The 20,000-nt window shown below is 64.6% G+C and carries 15 protein-coding genes; 8 read left to right on the top strand and 7 right to left on the bottom strand.

Going from position 1 to position 20,000, the window contains the following annotated elements; translation table 11 throughout:
• The 4 genes from A1351_RS25660 to A1351_RS17185 form a co-directional block, all read left to right on the top strand.
• The coding region (locus A1351_RS25660) for a hypothetical protein (protein WP_210178257.1) at positions 1–298 on the top strand (298 nt) is incomplete at its 5' end.
• A 287-nt stretch (positions 299–585) separates the two neighbouring features.
• Complete coding sequence (locus tag A1351_RS17175; protein ID WP_064033562.1) at positions 586–1,131, top strand: hypothetical protein; 546 nt, start codon at positions 586–588, stop codon at positions 1,129–1,131.
• Positions 1,128–1,952, top strand: coding sequence for a hypothetical protein (locus tag A1351_RS17180; RefSeq protein WP_024878747.1), 825 nt, complete (start codon positions 1,128–1,130; stop codon positions 1,950–1,952). The genes A1351_RS17175 and A1351_RS17180 overlap by 4 nt, the downstream gene beginning before the upstream one ends.
• Complete coding sequence (locus tag A1351_RS17185) at positions 1,949–2,587, top strand: hypothetical protein (RefSeq protein ID WP_024878748.1); 639 nt, start codon at positions 1,949–1,951, stop codon at positions 2,585–2,587. Before A1351_RS17180 ends, A1351_RS17185 begins: the two co-directional genes overlap by 4 nt.
• Before the next feature lie 95 nt (positions 2,588–2,682).
• Here the strand turns inward: A1351_RS17185 and A1351_RS17190 are convergent, their stop codons facing one another.
• Positions 2,683–3,345, bottom strand: a complete 663-nt coding sequence (locus A1351_RS17190) for a hypothetical protein (protein ID WP_024878749.1) — start codon at positions 3,343–3,345, stop codon at positions 2,683–2,685.
• A gap of 796 nt (positions 3,346–4,141) precedes the next feature.
• On the opposite strand from A1351_RS17190, the gene A1351_RS17195 reads away from it, so the two are divergent.
• Both A1351_RS17195 and A1351_RS17200 read left to right on the top strand, forming a co-directional pair.
• Positions 4,142–6,337 (top strand): methyl-accepting chemotaxis protein, encoded by a 2,196-nt coding sequence (locus A1351_RS17195; protein WP_064033563.1) that lies wholly within the window; start codon positions 4,142–4,144, stop codon positions 6,335–6,337.
• 152 nt (positions 6,338–6,489) lie between these two features.
• Entirely contained in the window at positions 6,490–7,134 is a 645-nt protein-coding gene (locus tag A1351_RS17200; protein WP_083967395.1) for a PadR family transcriptional regulator, read from the top strand.
• 153 nt (positions 7,135–7,287) lie between these two features.
• Here the strand turns inward: A1351_RS17200 and glmS are convergent, their stop codons facing one another.
• The 4 genes from glmS to glmU form a co-directional block, all read right to left on the bottom strand.
• Complete coding sequence (glmS, locus tag A1351_RS17205) at positions 7,288–9,114, bottom strand: glutamine--fructose-6-phosphate transaminase (isomerizing) (protein ID WP_064033564.1); 1,827 nt, start codon at positions 9,112–9,114, stop codon at positions 7,288–7,290.
• Positions 9,115–9,343: 229 nt separating this feature from the next.
• Positions 9,344–9,703 (bottom strand): HigA family addiction module antitoxin, encoded by a 360-nt coding sequence (locus A1351_RS17210; RefSeq protein ID WP_083967396.1) that lies wholly within the window; start codon positions 9,701–9,703, stop codon positions 9,344–9,346.
• Between the two features lie 14 nt (positions 9,704–9,717).
• Positions 9,718–9,999, bottom strand: coding sequence for a type II toxin-antitoxin system RelE/ParE family toxin (locus A1351_RS17215; RefSeq protein ID WP_064033565.1), 282 nt, complete (start codon positions 9,997–9,999; stop codon positions 9,718–9,720).
• A gap of 109 nt (positions 10,000–10,108) precedes the next feature.
• Positions 10,109–11,467, bottom strand: a complete 1,359-nt coding sequence (gene glmU / locus A1351_RS17220) for a bifunctional UDP-N-acetylglucosamine diphosphorylase/glucosamine-1-phosphate N-acetyltransferase GlmU (RefSeq protein WP_064033569.1) — start codon at positions 11,465–11,467, stop codon at positions 10,109–10,111.
• 266 nt (positions 11,468–11,733) lie between these two features.
• On the opposite strand from glmU, the gene A1351_RS17225 reads away from it, so the two are divergent.
• Positions 11,734–13,275, top strand: coding sequence for a glucan biosynthesis protein (locus tag A1351_RS17225; RefSeq protein ID WP_064033566.1), 1,542 nt, complete (start codon positions 11,734–11,736; stop codon positions 13,273–13,275).
• The gene (gene mdoH, locus A1351_RS17230; protein ID WP_064033567.1) at positions 13,263–15,500 is read left to right on the top strand and encodes a glucans biosynthesis glucosyltransferase MdoH; all 2,238 of its coding nucleotides are present in this window, start codon (positions 13,263–13,265) and stop codon (positions 15,498–15,500) included. The genes A1351_RS17225 and mdoH overlap by 13 nt, the downstream gene beginning before the upstream one ends.
• Before the next feature lie 3 nt (positions 15,501–15,503).
• Here mdoH and A1351_RS17235 read toward each other — a convergent pair whose 3' ends face one another.
• Both A1351_RS17235 and A1351_RS17240 read right to left on the bottom strand, forming a co-directional pair.
• Entirely contained in the window at positions 15,504–18,014 is a 2,511-nt protein-coding gene (locus A1351_RS17235; protein WP_198162448.1) for a TonB-dependent siderophore receptor, read from the bottom strand.
• 436 nt (positions 18,015–18,450) lie between these two features.
• Positions 18,451–19,695 (bottom strand): glycosyltransferase family 4 protein, encoded by a 1,245-nt coding sequence (locus tag A1351_RS17240; RefSeq protein WP_026600191.1) that lies wholly within the window; start codon positions 19,693–19,695, stop codon positions 18,451–18,453.
• Between the last annotated feature and the right edge of the window lie 305 nt (positions 19,696–20,000).

Raw genomic sequence — 20,000 nt, forward strand, 5'->3', positions numbered from 1 at the left:
GGGCGGGAGTCAAGCGGGGAGGGGAGCGATGCGTCAAAATAGGACCTTCGGCAAGGCGCCGAATTCGATGATTGTGGGTGTCCGAGCCGAAACTGACGAGCGCTTAGAAATAGGCATCGGTCGCGACATTGCGACCAACTGCGTGCGCTATTGCGAGCGCCGCGAAGCAAGGCCTAGATTGCTTCGCCGCTATGGTCGATCGAGTCGTAATACGCTCGCGTTCGGCGTCATCTGTTTCATTGTCACCAATCGCACGCCTCACGTCGGCCCTCTCTGTTTAAGTCTTTGCCGTGGATGAATTTCGCTATTTCTTAATTTTCAGGACTCACACTCGAGAGCGACGAGCGGCTGGTTCGGCTCTGTGTGGATTTTCGATTTATGAGACCATTTCTATTGCTTTTTGGAATTGTAGCTTTGATCGGATTCGTCTCGCAGGCCGGGCGGATTCCGGCGATAATTTTTCTGAACGCTCCGAGCTTAGACGCTCTGGACGAGGAGAATATCCGCCGTTCGGCGTCTCCTCGCGACATCATTTTCGGCGGGGACGTAAAAAGGCTTGCGAAGAGCGCCAAGCGATTGAGGGCAATGGCCACGTCGCCGGACGAGCCGGCGCTTTACAATCGGCTGCTTCATGTCGCCATCGTCGATAGTCCGCCGAGCGTCAAAGACCAAAAGGAGGCCCCGGAAATCGCGCTCGATCTCGGTCGCGCGGGCGCAGCGGCGGTTCTCGTGATCGCCGCCGGACCGACCGTTTGGCGCATCGAGAATGCGAGACCTGAGCAGCGCGCCAAGATCGCCTTCGAGGGTCCGTCTCCCTTCGACATCAAAAATGCCCCGGAGCACATCCTCGCCGGGTTCAGAGTCGGCGCCTTCGGCGTGGACGACTTCACCAGTCCACGCGACTATCTCGAAAACCACGGGCCGGCGCGCACGCGCCGTTTTTGCGCGGCGATGGAGAAATGGAAAAAGCTGTTCGACGCCGCGCCGCGCCAAATGCGCATCTTCATCTTTCGATCGCCCGATCGGATCGAGGTGAACGAGGAGTTTCTCGGCGGCTCCCCGCCACCGAAATCCTCGCCGAACTGGACGGTCGGGCAGGAATGTCATCGCTATGCGGAGAGCGATAGATGAGCTTCGGAAAACGCGGAACAAAATCGGAGAATGAGCGTAACCGCGGGGAGACCCAAAGACTTTCTTTGAGCCAGACAAAGGACGGTGCAAAGCCGGAAGGTTTCAAACTCGTCAAACAGTTGATGAAAATCGCCGGCGTGTTCGCGATCTGCTACGCAGGTTACAATTTCATCCTTCCTGAATTGCTGGCGCTGACGATTGGCCATCCGGTCACGGGCATGGTTCCGCCCCGTTCCCCGGAGGGACGCGCTCTTCGCCAACAAGCGATCGATCAGGCGCTCGCGGGTAGATCGCCAGAGATCAGGCAGATCGAAGTGCGTCTCGACGAGGCTTGCATGCCGACTGGAGCCCAGACCATCCATACGCCCCTCGCTCGAGTCGAATATTGGGTCGACCCCGAGCAGCAGTGGGCGGCGGACGTCCAAGATCCTCGCGGGCAGATGCACATTAAGGATGTCGCTGGCTATTTGTCCTGCGTGTCCCGGCTAGAGCGCCAGCGATTTTGCCAGCCTTACTTTCGGGCGAAATTCGCCAGTCAGCTCAAGCGCTATTTCGACACGCTGCGAACACACAATGACAGGGCGGAACAGATTGCGAGTCTGTATCGACTGTCGAGGGCTCGAAGGCCGGGTGGGACGAATGTCGATGGCATGGCAAGCGAGACGCAATCGATCGGCCTGCACCCGTCGGTCATAGCGACGGTCGAGGACCTGTCGAGCAATGGATATCTGTCCGCAAAGAACTTCGGCCCGTTCGGATTCGGAGTTCCGAAAGAAATCGCTTCGTTTTTGCTTCCCGCGACGCAGAAAAGCTGCCCATGAAAAGCCGCCATTCGATATTGCGCCGTGGGCTGCCGGATTGGCTGCTCGACACGAAGCTTCTCGTTGTCGTCTTCCTCCTGTGCTTCGCCGGAGTGAACGTCGCCGCAAATCTTCTAGTCGCCCATCGCGCGAAAACGGCCGGGACCTGCGCCCCCTTTCCGCATGGCCCTTATCAGCCGGGAAGAACCCCCGTCGCCGGCTGGAGCAAAAAAGTGTGGGAGCAATTCCTCGGGAACTACGAAAGCAAAAAGATGGAGACGGGCTATGTCCTCGACGCCATCTCGCGTTGTCCGATCGGCAATTGCTCAACGGCGATGGCGGACAAGTATTATGCGGCAATGACGGCATATGGTTGGATACACGTCATTCTCGCGCGCGACGCAGATATCGTATCGGGGACGGAAGGCGTCCGAGCCATCAACAGTCTGTTTGCTACGCCCGATGACATGAAAATACTCGCCGATTTGAAGCAGCGCGTCGCCGAAAAGTGGTTTGACAGGGCGAGGCTGGCGAATGACGCCGCGACCAGGCTGATGGTGGAGCGTGAGCCCGAGGACTTCACGATATGCCGACCGACGGGGGATAGCATTCCTCTTCCGTCCTTCGTTCCCATCGCCCGTCGACTGAGCAACTAACGAGAGGGATTCGGCTGAATTTTCGCGGTGACCAAGGCCGAAGGTCCGCCGGCGCGTCTCCGCGCCTTACGGCCGCGCCGTTGTCTCTTCCAGACTCACTCCTCCGCGGCGAGCCGCCTTGCGTCGGCAAGCGCCTTCACGGCAAGTCCCGCAACTCCGATCGCGGCGAGGATCAGCATTGCGGCGTCCAGCCGGGTCGCGCCGCCCGGCGCCGTCGCATCTATGCCGCCGGCCAGCGCTGCAAAGGGCCATGCGGTCATGAGAATGCGGAACTCGGTCGGGCCGATCCCGATATAGGTCATCGGGCGCGCCTGCAGCGCGATCGTGCGCACGTAATTATAGGCCGAGAAGAGCAGATAGCAGGCGAGAATGACCAAGGCCGATTGAAGCGATAGAAATGGCGACGCGCCGAACATCACGATCAGCAGGACTTGCGACATCAGATCATTGGTCTGGCCGATGGCGTCGAGCCGAGGATGCGTCAGCGCGCGGCGTCGGGCCAGCGGTCCGTCGAGCGCCATGCCGAGCCAGTTGAGGACTATTCCGGCGACGAAGACCGGCAGCCATGCATGCGACCAGCGGCAGCCGATCAGCGCCGCCGCGGCGATGACGGCGCCAATGACGCCGATCCTGGTCAGCCGCAGCGGCGTGACCGAATCCGGCAAGGCCGCGAGGATCACATCGGCGAGCTTTTGCTCGCTCGTGGCGAGAAAGCTTCGATCGAATTGCTCGCTACCTTCACTGAGGAGATACGCCACGCTTCACTCCATTTCTCTTCTCTTGCGCCGATCTGTCCTTGCTCGTTCTGCGAAATGTCATAGGTCGCATAATAGCCGGCGCCGACATCCTCGACGCCCGTATAGGTGCGCTGCGTCTCCGTGGCGGAGCCATTTTTGTCTCGCATCACAGCTCGAGCGCATAAAAACCCTCGTATCGAATGCGAGCCGAGGCGCGCGCCAGAAGCCCCTGAGCGTCGATGAGGACGCTTCGCCGGCGCTTCTTAAAGGCTCGCAATCGGCTCAGCCTTAGATATATGTTGTATTTACATTACGAATGCGAATTCGCGCAACGCTGAAACGGTGGGCTTTCAGCTTGTTTTTGCACCAGACGCGCTGTGCGGCAGCGCCGAACTCCTATTTATGCCGCTGTGGCGGAAATTTTTTAGCGAAAGGAGCAAAGCTTCTCGTCGAGCGCGCCGGCGATGAGAGAAAGCAGAGCCTGCTGTCTTCTTCATGTAAAATAGATAAATATCGATCTGGCGGGGGAGAGTTCAGAAAAATGCGAATGGTCTGGTTTCGGCGGCCTCGGACGTCGGCTGGTCGGCGGCGCTGGAAGTTCACGCGCCGCGCCCGAATACCCGCGCCGCGCCCATGCGACGCTCGGCCGCTGAGGCGCATGTTAGAAAGTTATTTACCTAAAACCGTAAAAGTGCAGAAACAATTTTCGTTTCGAAGCAGCGCGCAGCTTTGTCTCTTTACGTCCGACCGAGGGCTGGTCGGACATTGGTCGGCCCCGATCGGCCTTGCGCCGTCGCTTGCTGGAGAAGGAACGAACATGCGCGGCGCGACCATCGCGACCAAGATCACCGTGGCGATGATCGGCTTCAGCGTCCTGCCGATTTTGTTTCTCTATGCGTTTTTCGAGCTGGCCGTCGCGCCGCATCTCGAGAATGTGTCCTTCTCGCCCTTGCGCATGGCGACGCTCGATCTCGGCGCCACGATCAATCGCGCGCTCGGCGATTTCGCCGCCGATGCGGTCATTCAGGCGACGGCGCAGCCCATCATCTGGCAGTCGCAGAATTGGCGGCGCGTCGATGGGCGTAGCCCCATCGCCACATTCATGAACGGCTGGATCGCCACGCAGCGAAACAGCAATCTGACGATGTTGCTGGGGCGCGACGGCTCGGTGCTGGCCGTCAACACCAAGGACAAGGATGGCGAGCCGCTGCCGACGCAAGCGCTCTATGCGCAGAATTTCGCCGGCGAGCGCTGGTTCGTCGATGCGATGACCGGCAAGACCGTGCTCGAGAACAAGCGCGCGACCAATGTCGTCATCGACACGCTCATCGATGTGAACGACATTCTTCCGCGATCGGCCGAGCCCGATTTCGCCTTTCCCATCGCTGCGCGCGCGCTCGGCAAGGACGGCGAGGTCATCGGCGTCTGGGTGAGCTTCGTCGATCTCGACATGTTCCGCCGCTATGTCCGGCGCGAATATGAGCGCATGAGCATCGTCGGCGGCGATCTCGGCGGCTCCCATATTCGGTATGATCTCGTCGATGCGAGCCATAAGACATTGCTCGTCTTCCAGCCGACTGGCGTCGGCGCGGGCGCGTTTCCGGTCGAGGCGATCGGCAGGCCCGCGGCGCCGATGATCGATCGGCTCGGCCACGAGATCGGCGCCGAGAAGGCGATATCCCGCAATATCGACGGACTGTCGGCGGTCTATGCGAAGCTGCCGCCGGTCATCGGATTTCGCGGTCTCGGCTGGAGTCTCGTGCTCAGCGCGCCCGAGGCGCAATTGGCGGCGACGACGCTCGGCATCGCCGATCGGATTTTGGTCGCCGCGGCGCTCACCGGCATTGTCGCGGCGCTCGGCGGTTGGCGCACGGGCTCGGCCATAGCGCGGCCGCTGCTCGAGATCGCGAGCCGCGTGAACGCGCTCTCCAATGGCGACAAGAGCGGCCTCGTGCCGCATTGCGAGCGGCGCGACGATGTCGGCGAGATGGCGCGCGCCGTCGAGACATTCCGCCGCGCGGCCATCGCCAAGGATGCGGCCGATGAGGCGGCGGCCGCCGCCAGCCGGGCGACCGAGGCGGTGGTGGCGACGCTCGCCCATGGGCTGCGGCAATTGTCGAATGGCGCGCTCACCCATCGCATCAGCGAGGCCTTCGGGCCGCAATACGAGGCGCTGCGCGTCAACTTCAATCATTCGCTGGAGACATTGCGCGGCGGCATGGCTTTGGTGACGGAGGCGGCGCAGAACATGACCGCGCAGGCCGGCGAGATGGCGCATGCTGCCGACGCTCTGGCGCAGCGCGCGGAAGGCCAGGCCGGCAATCTCGAGAAGATGACGACCGGCATTGCCGGCATCACCGCGGCGCTGCGCGCGACGGCGCAAAACGCCGCGAGCGCCGATGCGCTGGTCGCCTCGGCGCGCGCCAAGGCGGAGGCCTCCGGCGGGCTCGTCGACGAGACGATCGGCGCCATGGCGAAGATCGAGACCTCGTCGTTGCAGGTGGCGCAGATTCTCTCGGTCATCGACCAGCTCGCCGCGCAGACCAATCTGCTGGCGCTCAACGCCGGCGTGGAGGCGGCGCGCGCGGGCGCCGCGGGCAGGGGCTTCGCCATTGTCGCGCAGGAGGTGCGCCAGCTCGCTCTGCGCTCCGCCGAGGCGGGCGAGGAGATCAAGCTGCTGATCGGCGAGTCGAGCAGCGCCGTCGGCGCGGGCGTGAAGCTGGTGAGCAATGTGGCGCGCGATCTGCGGGCGATCGTCAGCGAGGTGAATGCGCTGGACGGCGCCGTGCGGCAAATCTCGCGCGCAACCGGCGAGCAGGCGTCCGCGCTGCAGCAGATCAACGCCTCTATCGGCGAGCTCAATCAAATGACCAAGCACAGCGCCGCAATGGTCGAGGACGGCACTGCGGCGAGTCACATGCTCGCTGAGCGCGCGCGGGCGCTGCGCGACATGACCGACTTTTTCGACGTCGGCGGCGCCCGGCGCCCGCCCAAAGGCCTGCGCGCCGCCTAGAGCCGATCTTTCAAGTCGCCCCTCCTGACTGCTTTTTCCCGCCGCGCGTCTCGTTCGCCTCGACTCCCGGCGCAACCTTTCTCGCGGAAGGGGCTTGACGAGATGGTTGTAAGATATATCTTAGAGCTGTCTAAACGAAAGGAGACACATTTATGAGGCATCAACACATACATTCCGATCACGGCGATCATCCGGCCTTCGGCTGGATGCGAGGCTGGATGAGGGGAATGCGCGGCGGCGGGGACGAGCCCTTCGGCCGTGGCGGCCGCGGTATGCGCGGCGCCGGCGGGCGGCATGGCTTTGGTCCCGGCGAGGGCGAGCGGGGCGGCGGCCGCGGACGGCGGCGGATGTTCGAGGGCGGCGAATTGCGGCTGGTGATTCTGCTGCTGCTCGAGAGCGAGCCGCGCCATGGCTATGACGTCATCCGCGAGATCGAGACGCGCACCGGCGGCGCCTATGCGCCGAGCCCCGGCATCGTCTATCCGACGCTGACCCTGCTCGAGGAGCTGGGACAGGTGGAGGTCCAGCCGACCGAGGGCGCCAAGAAGCTCTATGCGATCACCGATGCGGGCAAGGCCCATCTCGCGGAGAATCGCAAGGAGGCGGAGACGGCGCTCGCCCGTTTGGAGGAGCTGCGCGCCAGAAGCGCGGGCGTCGACACGGGGCCCGTGTTCCGGGCGATGGGCAATCTCAAGACCGTGCTGCAGCAGCGCCTCGCCGGCGCGCCGGACAAGGAGCTGCTGTTTCAGGTCGCCGATCTCATCGACGAGGCGGCCCGCAAGATCGAGCGGCTGTGACGCGTTGTCGTTCGCGACGGCAAGCCGAACCCTTCATCCTGAGGAGCGGCCGTAGGCCGCGTCTCGAAGGATGGGCCGCTGCGCCTTCTGGAGCATCCTTCGAGGCTTTTTGCGTTCCGCAAAAAGCGCCTCAGGATGAGGGGAGCGGACGCCTCACTCCACAGTGACGCTTTTGGCCAGATTGCGCGGCTGGTCCACATCCTTCCCCATGAACACCGCCACATGATAGGCGAGCAATTGCACGGGGACGGCATAGACCAGCGGCGCGAAGGCGCCGGCGATCTCCGGCAGCTCGATGAAGCCGGCGAGCTCGGCCGCCGCCGCCTGGCGCGCCGCGGCGGAGCCGATGAGGATGAGATGACCGCCGCGCGCGGCGACCTCCTGTAGGTTAGAGACGGTCTTCTCCAGCGTCGCGTCCGGCGGGGCCAGCACGATCACCGGCATGGCGTAGTCGATCAGCGCGATCGGCCCGTGCTTCAGCTCGCCGGCCGCATAGCCTTCCGCATGAATATAGGAGAGCTCCTTCAGCTTCAGCGCGCCTTCCAGCGCCAGCGGATAGGCGCCGCCGCGGCCGAGATAGAGAACGCTGGAGGCGCGCGCCACATCGCGGGCCACCGGCTCGACCAGCGCCTCGCGGGCGAGGGCGCCGGCCATCTGGCCCGGCGTCGCCGCCAGCTCGCGCACCAGGCGCTTTTCATCCGCCTCGCTCAGCACGCCGCGGGCGCGGCCGAGCGCTATGGCGAGGCAGGCGAAAACGGCGAGCTGGCAGGTGAAGGCCTTGGTCGAGGCGACGCCGATCTCCGGGCCGGCGAGCGTCAGAGCCACGGTGTCGCTCTCGCGCGCGATGGTCGAGGTCTCGACATTGACGATGGAGAGAATGTGCTGACCCTGCGCCTTGGCGTAGCGCAGCGCGGCCAGCGTGTCGGCCGTCTCGCCCGATTGCGAGACCAGGATCATCAGCCCATTCTCGGCCAGCGGAGCTTCGCGATAGCGGAACTCCGAGGCGATATCGATATCCACCGCGAGTCGCGCATAGCGCTCGATCCAATAGCGCGCGATGAGCCCGGCGTAATAGGCCGTGCCGCAAGCCGAAATGGTGACGCGCGACAGTTTTTTCGGGTCGAAGGGCAGGGTGAAGGGTAGGCGCACCTCGCCGGCCGATAGATCGAGATAATGCGAGAGCGTGCGGCCGACGACCTCCGGCTGCTCGTGAATCTCCTTGGCCATGAAATGGCGGTAATTGCCCTTGTCCACGAGGAAGGAGCCCGCCTGCAACGGCTGGCGGCGGCGCTCCGACTCCTTGCCGGCGACGTCGTAGAAGGTGATCTTCTCGCGCGTCAGCACGACATGATCGCCCTCCTCGAGATAGGCGATCTGACGCGCGAAAGGCGCGAGCGCAAGAGCGTCGGAGCCGAGATAGACGCCTTCGTCGCCCCAGCCCGTGGCGAGCGGCGCGCCGCGGCGGGCGCCGATCAGCAGATCCTCCTCGCCCTCGAAGAGGAAGGCGAGGGCGAAGGCGCCCTCCAGCCGAGCGAGCGCGGCCGCGACCGCCTCGCGCGGCGCGGCGCCCTTGCTGCGCTCCTCGCCGACGAGATGGGCGACCACTTCCGTATCCGTCTCGGTGGCGAAGACATGACCCTTGCCGGTCAGCTCCTCGCGCAATTCACGAAAATTCTCGATGATGCCATTGTGGACCACAGCGAGCCCGCCGCTCGTATGCGGATGGGCGTTGGTCTCGGTGGGGCGGCCATGCGTCGCCCAGCGCGTATGGCCTATGCCGCTCGTTCCCAGCAGCGGCGAGGTGGAAAGCTTCTCCTCGAGATTGCGCAGCTTGCCGCTGGCGCGCAGGCGCGTGAGCTTGCCCTTTTCCAGCGTCGCGACGCCCGCGGAATCATAGCCGCGATATTCGAGCCGCTTCAGCGCCTCGACGAGAGAGGGCGCGACGGGCTCGCGTCCGAGAATGCCGACGATGCCGCACATGCAAATGTCTCCTCGGTCCAAGCGCTCGGGGGCGATCAGATTACCGCGATTTCGGTTACGATTATCCTAGACAGAGCATTAGGGCATTTCTCGGAGCCGGCCAGGACGCGATTCTTTCTCCCGTTCGCGGGAGAAGTGGCTCCGGCATAGGGCGTCCTCGAGGACGCCCGTCGCGAGCGACGAGCTTTGGCGAGGGCGGATGCAAGGGTCGCTGCGACTTTTGGTTCGGCTATAATTTTTTTTCGACCGATGAAGCTGGGCGGGCCTTCATCGCCGCCGTCGCCTCGAACCGCGTGATCTTCGCCAGCTCGGCGTGGGCGGCGTTCTCGACCGTCGCCAGCTCATAGCGAACCTGTAGGTTCAACCAGAATTCCGCCGTCGTGTCGAAGAAGCGGGCCAGCCGCGCCGCCGTGTCGCCGGTGATCCCGATCTCTTCACTGGCGATACGCTCGATTCGCGTCCGAGGCACGCCGCAAGCCTTGGCGACGCGCCCGGCGGATAGGCCGAGCGGCTCGAGGAACTCTTCCCGTAGCACTTCGCCCGGGTGCATCGGCGGAAGCGTCTCGACGATCTCCATCTCGCTCGCCATGGTTCTAGTCCTGCTCAGTGATAGTCTACGAACTCGGCCTGTTCTGCGCCGGCGTCGGTCCAGACAAAGCAGATGCGCCAGCGGTCGTTTACGCGGATCGAATGTTGTCCGGCCCGATCGCCGAACAGCGTCTCGAGCCGGTTGCCCGGCGGAATGAGCAGGTCGTCGAGCCGAGCCGCGGCGTTGAGCATTTCCAGCTTACGCCGCGCTGCCTTGAACACGTCCGCGGGATATCCCTTCGGAAGCCGCCCGCGGAAAAGAGCCTCAGTCGCCCGGTCCCGGAATGATCGGATCATAAGCAGCCTTGTCGCCGGCCATTATGTATCGCTCAGAGATACGGAAAGCAAGGCGCTTGTATCACTCGCAGATACGTTTGGCGTGGTTGGAGATCGCTGCCGGAGAAGATCACTTGCCCGATTTCTTCGCCTTCTGGACGCGGCGGAAGCTCTCCGCCCAGCCTTGCTTCTCCATCTGCCGGCCGCGCGCCACGGCGAGGGCGTCCGCCGAGACGTCCTTGGTGACGACCGAGCCGGAGCCGACATAGGCGCCGTCGCCGATCGTCACCGGGGCGACCAGAGCCGAATTGGAGCCGATGAAGGCGTTTTCGCCGATGATGGTGCGATATTTGAAGAAGCCGTCGTAATTGCAGGTGATGACGCCGGCGCCGATGTTGGAATGCGCGCCGACGGAAGCGTCGCCGATATAGGTCAGATGATTGACCTTGGCGCCTTCGCCGATGTCCGCGCCCTTGATCTCGACGAAATTGCCGACCTTGGCCTGCGCCGCGAGCCTGGCGCCCGGCCGCAGCCGCCCATAGGGGCCGACCGTGGCCCGCTCGCCCACCAGCGCCCCCTCGAGATGCGAATAGGCGTGAATAACCGCGCCATCGGCGATCTCGACGCCCGGGCCGATGACGACGCCGGGCTCGATCGTCACATCGCGGCCGATCTTCGTGTCATGGGAGAGAAAGACGGTTTGCGGGGCGATCAGCGTCGCGCCTCCCAGCATGGCGGCGCGGCGGAGGCGCTCCTGGGCGACAGATTCGGCGCGGGCGAGCTGGACCCGGTCGTTGACGCCGAGAACTTCCTCCTCCGCCGCGACCACCAGCCGTGTCCCCAGCCCGGCCGCGGCGGCGCGGGCGACGATATCGGTGAGATAATATTCCCTTTGGGCGTTGGCCGAGTCGATCCCGTCCAATAGCGCCCGCGCCTTTTCGCCGGATATGGCCATCAAGCCGGCGTTGCAGAGCCGGCAGGCGCGTTCGGCCGGGCTCGCGTCCTTCTCCTCGCGAATGGCGGCGGGGCGCCCTTCTGAGTCGCAGAGTATCCGGCCGTAGCCGTGCGGATCGGCGGCCTCGAAGGCGAGCACGGCGACGGCGGCGCCCTCGGCCAGCGCCGCGCGCAAAGCGGCGATCGTCTCGGCGCGCACCAGCGGCGTGTCGGCGAAGAGCACGACGATATCGTCCGCCCCGGCGAAGGCCTCCCGCGCCGCCAGCACGGCATGGGCGGTGCCGAGCTGCTTCTCCTGAACGAAGATTTTCGCGTCCGGCCGCTGGCGGCGGGCCTCGGCGGCGACATCCTCCTTGCCGGCGCCGATGACGACGGCGATCTCGTCCAGAGCGGTCGCGGCGGCCAGCACATGGCCGAGCATGGATCGCCCGGCGACCTCATGGAGGACCTTGGGCCGGCGCGATTTCATGCGCGTGCCCTCGCCGGCGGCGAGTATTACGGCGAGGGAGCGGCGGTCGGTCGATCGAGCTTCCATCTTGCTGCGCGGCCTCTGGCTCATGGCGGGGAGGGGACAGCGGGGGCGGTCCCCGGCGCCGTTTTCCTCTCGTTCATATTCGTCCTGATCATATTCGTCTTGGCAGATTCGCGGGCGGGGGAGCAAGCGCAGGCTCGGCGCGAGGTTTCCTCCGCGCAACCAAAAAAGAAAGTTTCGTGTTCCGAAGTCCGGTCTTTCAGGTATATCCGATAGACAAGTCCGCCGTTTTTTCCCGCTCCTTCGTCAGTCACGGGTCCCGGTCCCGCATGTTCGTACGCAGAGACCTGTTGAAAGCCTCCTTGACCGCGCTCGCCGGCGGCGTCTCCGGCGGCCGCGCTTTCGCCCAATCGGCTCCGTCGGCCCCGCCGCCGCCGGCGCCCGCCGTCTTCGGCCGTGAAGTGGTGGTCGAGCTCGCCCGCGCGCTCGCCAAGCGGCCCTTCGCCGCCCCATCGGCGGAGCTGCGCGAGCCTTTCGCCAATCTCGGCTATGAGCAATATGTCGGCATAAAGACCAAGGCCGGCGCGGCCATATGGAGCGGCGAGAATCGAGGCTTCTCGCTCGAGCCGTTGCATAGGGGGTTCATCTTCGGCGCGCCGGTCGAGCTCTATGTCGTCGAGGACAGGGTCGCCAAGCGCGTCGTCTATGACCAGGCCAAATTCGACTATGGCGGCCTGAAAGTCGGCGACAAGCTGCCGGACATCGGTTTCTCCGGCTTTCGCATCCTCGCCCCTCAGAGCGCCGGGGCGCCGGACACGGAGCTGGCTCTCTTCCAGGGCGCGAGCTTCTATCGCGCGCTCGCCCGCGGCCAGACTTTGGGCGTCACCGCCCGGGCCCTCTCCATCCGCACCGCCGATCCCCGCGGCGAGGAGTTTCCCGTCTTCCGCAGCTTCTGGATCGAGAAGCCGACGCTCGCCGGCAACGCCCTCGTCATTCACGCTCTGCTCGATTCGCAGAGCGTCACGGGCGCCTATCTGTTCACGCTGCGGCCGGGCGAGGCGACGATCATCGACGCGGAATTCACGCTGTTTCCGCGCGTCGCCATCGATCATCTGGGGCTCGGCGGCGCGGCGGCGGCCTCGCTGTTCACCCCGCTCGACCATCGCCGTTCCGATGATCCGCGCCCCTTCGTCGCCGAGACCAATGGGCTGCAAATGCTCACCGGCAAGGACGAATGGCTCTGGCGCCCGGTCTCCAACCGCGAGACGCTGCAAATCTCGGCCTTTGTCGACTCCAATCCGAAGGGCTTCGGATTTTTGACGCGCGACCGTGACATAGAGACCTATCAGGACGACATACAGCATTGGGAGCTGCGTCCCTCGCTGTGGGTGGAGCCGATCGGCGATTGGGGCGAGGGCTCGGTGCAGCTCGTCGAGATCCCCTCCGAATCGGAGGTGAACGCCAATATCGTGGCCTATTGGCGGCCCAAGCAGCCGCTCGCCGCGGGCAAGGAAGCGACTTTCGCCTATCGGCAATTCTGGTGCTGGAGCCCGCCCGCGCGCCCGCCTTTCGCGGTCGCCGTCGCGGCTTTCGGCGGCCGCGCGCCGTCGCCGAAACTGCGCCGCTTTATCGTCCAGTTTGCAGGCGACAATCTGGGCGATCCGCAACGTGTCGCCAATTTGCGGCCCGCCTTGACGACATCGCCCGGATCGGCGACGAACATTCGCATCTATCCCAATCCGAAGGCGAAGACATGCCGCGTCGTCTTCGACGTCGATCCCGCCGGCGAGACCTTTTGCGAGCTGCGCCTCGTCCTCCAATCGGGCGACGAGCCGATCAGCGAAACCTGGCTCTATAGATGGACGGTGTAGCTCTCTCCCTCGTCGAACCCGTTCCGCCGGACGTCGCCGCCCCGCCGACGCCGCCCGTCGATCCCGCCGCCGCGCCGCCCATGCCGGCGGAGCGCCGGCTCGAGATGCCGACGCAATCCTTCTGGCGCTTCAAGGCGAAGGAGCGTCGCCGCCGCCTGGCGCCGAAGTTCTGGCGCACGCCCTGGATCTCGCGTTTCGTCACCTTCGGCGGCGGCCTCGCGCTCACCGCCTATGGCGGCTACGAGATGTACCGCGTCATCGACGTCGGCGGCGTCACGACGCTGAAATGGGCGCTGCTCGCGCTCTTCGTGCTGAATTTCTCCTGGATCGCGCTCTCCTTCGCCAGCGCCGTCGTCGGCTTCGTCGCGCTGCTGTTCGCGCGGAGGCCGCCGCCGCCGCCGGAAACGCTCACAGCGCGCACCGCCGTCGTCATGCCCATCTACAATGAGGCGCCGAGCCGCGTCTTCGGCGCGCTGCAGGCCATATTGCAGGATGTGGAGGCGACCGGCCTCGGCGGGCATTTCGACTGGTTCTTCCTCTCCGACACCACGAATCCCGATATTTGGATCGCCGAGGAGCGCGCCTTCGCCGCCATGCGCCGCAGGCTGGGGCCGCAGGCGCGTGTCTATTATCGCCGCCGCGAGAAGAACACGAGCCGCAAGGCCGGCAATATCGCCGATTTCGTCACGCGCTGGGGCGGCGCCTATGAGCATATGGTGGTGCTCGACGCCGACAGCCTGATGGCCGGCGACGCCATCGTGCGTCTCGCTGCGGCGATGGAGGCCGACCCCGACGCCGGCATCATCCAGACGCTGCCGCTCATCATCAATCGCAACACTCTATTCGCGCGCGTGCAGCAATTCGCGGCGCGCATCTATGGTCCCGTCATCGCCGCCGGCCTCGCGCAATGGATGGGGCGCGACGGCAATTATTGGGGTCATAACGCGATCATCCGCACGCAGGCTTTCTCGCATCATTGCGGCCTGCCCGATCTCAAGGGGCGTCCGCCCTTCGGCGGACATATTCTCAGCCATGATTTCGTCGAGGCGGCGCTGATCCGCCGCGCCGGCTACGCCGTCTACATGATGCCGACGCTCGGCGGCTCCTTCGAGGAGAGCCCGCCCTCGCTGATCGATCTCTCGATCCGCGACCGCCGCTGGTGCCAGGGCAATCTGCAGCATTCGCGCATTCTCGGGGCGCGCGGATTCCACTGGGCGACGCGGCAGCATTTCCTCACCGGAATCTTCGGCTATCTCACCTCGCCGCTATGGCTCTGCCAGCTGCTGGTCGGCATCGCGCTCGTCTTTCAGGCGAGCTATTTCCGGCCGGAATATTTCACCGCCAAATTCACGCTCTTCCCGGTGTGGCCGCGCTTCGACGCGGAACGTTCGCTAGCGCTGTTCGCGCTCACAATGGCGATATTGCTGGCGCCGAAATTCTTCGGCCTCATTCTCGCGATGATCGATCGCGAGACGCGGCGCGGCTCCGGCGGCATTATCATGCTGCTCGTCTCGACTCTGTTCGAGGTGCTGATGTCGGCGCTGCTCGCGCCCATCATGATGCTGATCCAGACGGGCCATGTCTTCCACATTCTGTTCGGCTTCGACACCGGCTGGGACCCGCAGCGGCGCGACGACGGCTCGGTTCCTTTCAACGCTATCGTGCGCCGCCATCAATGGCATGTGGCGCTCGGCGCGCTGACCTTGATCGCCGGCCTGATGATCTCGCCCTCGCTCGTCGCCTGGATGTCGCCGACCATCGCCGGCCTCATTTTGGCGATCGGCATCTCCTATATCACCGGCCAGCGCTGGCTCGGCCTCGTGTTCCGCCGCGCCGGCGTGCTGGTGACGCCGGAGGAGACGACGACGCCCAAGATCGCGCGTAAGGGCCGCGCGCTGCATCGTCTGCTGGCGCGCGCCGGACAGGACGAGGAGAATTGCCTCGTCGCCATCCATGGCGATCCCGATTTGCGCACGCTGCACGAGGCCTGGCTGCCGGCGCGCCCGCCGCGCAAGCGCGGAATGGTTTCCGCCGATCGCGCTTTGGCGGAGGCCAAGCTCGCCGATGCGGAAGCGCTCGAGGATGCGGTCGAATGGCTCAACCGCGGCGAGCGGCTGGTCGTGCTCGGCGACCGCGCTCTGCTCGGCATGCTCGCGCGCCTGCCGCGCCGCGCCGAGAAGGAAGAGGCCGCGGCGCAAGAGGATGCGACGCGGCTCGCGAGCTGAGCGTCAGAACTTCAGCGACGCGCGCACGTAGTAGTAGCCGCCATTGACGCCGAAGGGCGAGAAGGTCGGGAAGATCGCGGCGCCGAGACTGCGCGTCCAGGGCAGGGTCTGATCGGGCCGCACGCCGAAGAGATTGTTGCCGCCGATCGCTGCACTCAGGCCCGAGCCGAAATCATAGGCGATCTCGCCGTCCGTGATGAATTTCGGCGTGATGACATTGGTGTAGAAGGGCGCGCTGCCGGTGAGCGGCGAGGCGACGACCGAGCTCACATTTCCATATTGCGTGAAGTGCAGCGAGAACGTCCAGGCGTCATAGCTGTAGGACCCGCCGAATATGACCTTGGTTCGTGGCGTGAGATCGGTGATGTTCGATCGCGCCGCGGCGTTGAGCAGCGGCGCGCCGTTGAACGCCGCCGGCGACTGCGAGACGGACAGGATCGTCGTCTCGAGGAAGCTCGCCGCGGCGTCGAAGCGCAGCGCGCCATAGGGGCCGAGGTCGTAAGCGTAATCGGCCTTCACATCGACGCCGCGCGTGCGCGTGAAGGCGCCATTGACGAAGAAGCTGACCGTGCCTGTCGCGCCCGCCTGCAACGTATTGCCGCTCGCGGCGATGGCGGCGAGCGCGGAAGGGCCGGTGAGGCTGCCGGTCGCGACGATGCGATCGCGCAGGTCGATCTGATAGGCGTCGACCGAGACATGCAGATCGCGCAGCGGCTCGGTCACCACGCCGAGGCTGATATTCGTCGATTTTTCCGGCTTGAGCGGCTGTGCGCCGGCGACGCTCGCCGCGGAAGAGTTGGGCGGCAGGACGATATTGGCGGTGGTCGGCGAGACGGTCGTCTGCGAGAAGAACTGCTCTGCGAGCGTGGGAGCGCGAAAGCCGGTGCTGACGGTGCCGCGCAGCGCGATCGCGGGGGAAATGTCGTAGCGCGTCGAGAGCTTGCCGTTGATCGTGTCGCCGAAGTCGCTGAACGTCTCGTAGCGGCCGGCGATGTCGATCTTCCAATCGGGCAGCGGCTTGCTGCTGATGTCCGCATAGCCGGCGAAGGATTCGCGGCTGTGGTCGCTCGCATCGGTCGGCCGGATGCCGACCCAGGCCGCAGGGCCGGAGGAATAATAGGAGAAGAAGTCGCCCTGGCGGACCGCATAGGTCTCGTGGCGATTCTCTGCGCCGACGGAGACATTGACGGGCGCGGGCAGGAAGCTCGGCGCGAACTCCTTGCCGAGATCGAGATCGATGGTGCGCAGCGTGCGGAAATATTGGCCGATGTAGAATTGCCGCGGCGTCCAGCCGGCGCCGAAGGCTGTGAGCGTGTCGTTGAACAGCGCGACATTGGCGGATCGATTCAGCCCGACGTCGATCTTGTCGGAGCCGTAGGTCAGGCTGAGATCCCATCGCACATCGTCGAAGACCTTGCCCTTGGCGCCGCCGCTCAGTGACCAGTCCTCCTCGTGGATCGTCTCGGCGGGAACGAAGCCCGAAGGGTCGATGATCTTGTTCCCCGCCGCGCCGTTGAGATTGGGCGCGCGATAGTTCTGGAAGGATTCGCCGCGCCGGCCCGCGCCCGTGCCGAAGAGATAGAGCTGGACGCCATTGTCCAGCTCATATCCGGCGTTGAGGCCGGCCGAGCCGGTGATATAGGCGGGATCGCCTATGATCGCCGAGACGTTGGGATCGACCCAAGGATAGGGCGTGCCGGGGCCGACGCGCAGACCGGTTCCGTCCTGCGTGCGGTCCGGGCCGGTCTGATTGCTGTGCAGATGCGAGGTGATGTCGGCGCCGAGCGTCAGAAAGCCCTGATCGCCGAGCGCGAAGCTCTTGTCCGCCTGGAGATTGCGCGTCAGCCCATTGCCATGCGTGTTGGGATTGTAGCTCTGCCCATAGGAGCCGACGAGCGCGGAGAGTCCGCCGCCCTCGGAATCGGCTTTCAATATGACGTTGATCACGCCGGCGATGGCGTCGGAGCCATATTGGGCGGCGGCGCCGTCCTCCAGAATCTCGACATGATCGACGAGCGCCACGGGAATGAGATCGAGATCGGCGCCGGCCGCGCCCTTGGTGAAGCCGGTCGAGGACAGATTGGCGGTCCCGTGCCGCCGCTTGCCGTTGACGAGCACGAGCACATGGCTGGCGGTCAGGCCGCGCAGCCGCGGCGAGCGCACCAGATTGTTGATGTCGCCGCCGACGCCATAGATCGAATAGGAGGGATCCAGCCGCTGCAGCGCGTCGACGAGATTTGTGCGTCCCGTCGCCTTCAGCCGCTCGCCGCTCACAACAGTGATCGGCGCCGTGCTCTCGCGCGCCTTGACGCCATAGTCGCGCGTGCCGGTCACGATGACGTCCTCGATCGCCGCCTCGCGCGGCTTCTGCTCGCCGCCATCGAGGGCGCGCGCCGCCGGGGACATGATCGCCGCCGCCAGCGCCAGCACGCTCGCGCCGAGGCGTTTCGTCATCCGATGCAACGAAGGAGAGGCGGCGCGAGCGGGGCGGAGGTCGGCGCGAAGGAAAGTCATGGCTATTCTCCTCGGAAAAGAACGAATTGGTGTTGCCGCGAACACGCGAACACTCGCGCCGGCCGATGTCGATCGACGGCCTTCTGGCTGAATTATTCGCAGCTTAAGCGTTATATTCGAGCTTCTGCAAGGACAAATTGCCATTCATTTCAATATCGATGGCGATGTCTATAGAATTAAATCCGCAAGCATCGTATATATTAAGAACTGCTATTTCATATATGCAATACTATTCGTCAATTCATTCTATCATGTAGCGCATATCGAGAATTTTCATGCGTCGGCAGTCGCAGGACGCAGGAACGCTGCGTTCATTTTGCCGGCGCCGGGAGTTCCGTCGAGACGAATGGCGCTCGAAAGAGAAGGAAGTCCGCGCACACACGTCTTCGCGACGAATATCATCGTCACAAATGACGAAATCAGGAAGAGCTACGCCTCACGCCGCGGTCTTGTGGCGCTCGGCGATCTCGCGATAGACCGCGAGAATGCGCTCGATATGCCGATCCAACGTCGGCGGATCGCGCCAATAGGCGGCGTGCGCGCCCGCCGACAGATGCGCGACCAGTGCGTCATCCTTCATCCGCGTCAGCGCGCCAGCGAGCGATTCGACATTGGCGCTCGTAAACCACAGGCCGGTCTCGCCATCCGTCACTTCCTCTCGTCCAGCGCAAACGTCGGAGACGATGACAGGCGTTCCCATCGCCTTCGCCTCCATGACGGTGAGGGGCTGGCCCTCGTACCACAGCGAGGGGAAGACCAGCGCCCGCGCGGCGCGCATATGCGCTCGCGCCTCGCTCGGCGGCAGCCAGCCGAGGAAGCGCGCCTGCGGATAGCGCGCGCGTAGCTCATTGGCGATCGGCCCATCGCCGATGAAGACCGGATCGACCCCCGCGCGCGCCGCCGCCTCGGCGAAGAGAAAGGCGCCCTTTTCCGGCGACAGGCGCCCGACGAAGATGAAATCCCCCGAGGCCGGGTCGCTCTTGCGGCCGAGGTCCTGGGCGTCCACCGGATTGGACACGCGATGCAGCCGCACGCCTTGGGGCAGATAGCGGCCGATGATCTCCTCCTGATAATTCGAGATGCAGATGTAATCGGCGAAGAGCTCGGCGAATTTGGCGGGGCCGCGCGCATAGGCGAGGCGGGCGCTGCGCCAGATCTTGCGCGGATAATTCACAGCATCGCAGGCCGTCGCCCAGCAGGCGGCGGAGAGCGGCTCCAGACGGCAGAGCTCGTGCTTCTGGTAATTGTAGAAGCCGCCATTGGGGCAGAACAAAAAATATTCGTGCAGCGTGTAGACGCGCGGCAGGCCGGAGGCGCGGATCGGCGCGGCGATGGCCGGCGACAGCGCCTTGGCCCAGCCATGCACATGGACGATCGTATTGTCGCGCGGCAGGCGGGCGAGCAAATCGCCCAGCGCTTTGGCGGCGCGCAGGTTCCATGTGCCCTGAAAGGCGGCGGCGATCCGCGACGGATTGCCGAGAAGATCATGCTGGCCGAGGCAGACGACCTCTATCCCGGCCGCGGTGAGCCGCTCGTCCACCGGCGCAGCCGAGGCGAAGACGATCGGCCGAGCGCCATGGGCGGCGAGACCCAATGCGCTCTCGATCGCCACTTTGGCCTGGCCGCCGGTGACGGAGGCGTGGTCGATGCAGATGACGACATTGGGCGCGAAACCAGCCATGGGGGCTCCCGTCAAAAGGCTTTGGCGCGAGCTTAGCCTTCCGCGCATTAAGCCGAGGTAAGCGCCGCGGCGCTCGGGTTTTATCTATCGCTTTGCCGGCGCAGCAGAGCCGACGCTGGCTTTCCGAGGCGCCGCGCTCGTAGAAAAACCGTCATCCCCGGAACGACACGCCCGCCGGAGGAAATATTATCCGTTATTTTTCAAATGGATATAATTTTCACGACGGTTTCGTGAAAAATTTTGAAAGGAGCCGTTGACAGTCATGAGGGGGTCGCTCTATAAGGCATTCATCGACGGCGGCGCTG

Source organism: Methylosinus sp. R-45379 (genome assembly GCF_001644125.1).
GTDB lineage: Bacteria > Pseudomonadota > Alphaproteobacteria > Rhizobiales > Beijerinckiaceae > Methylosinus.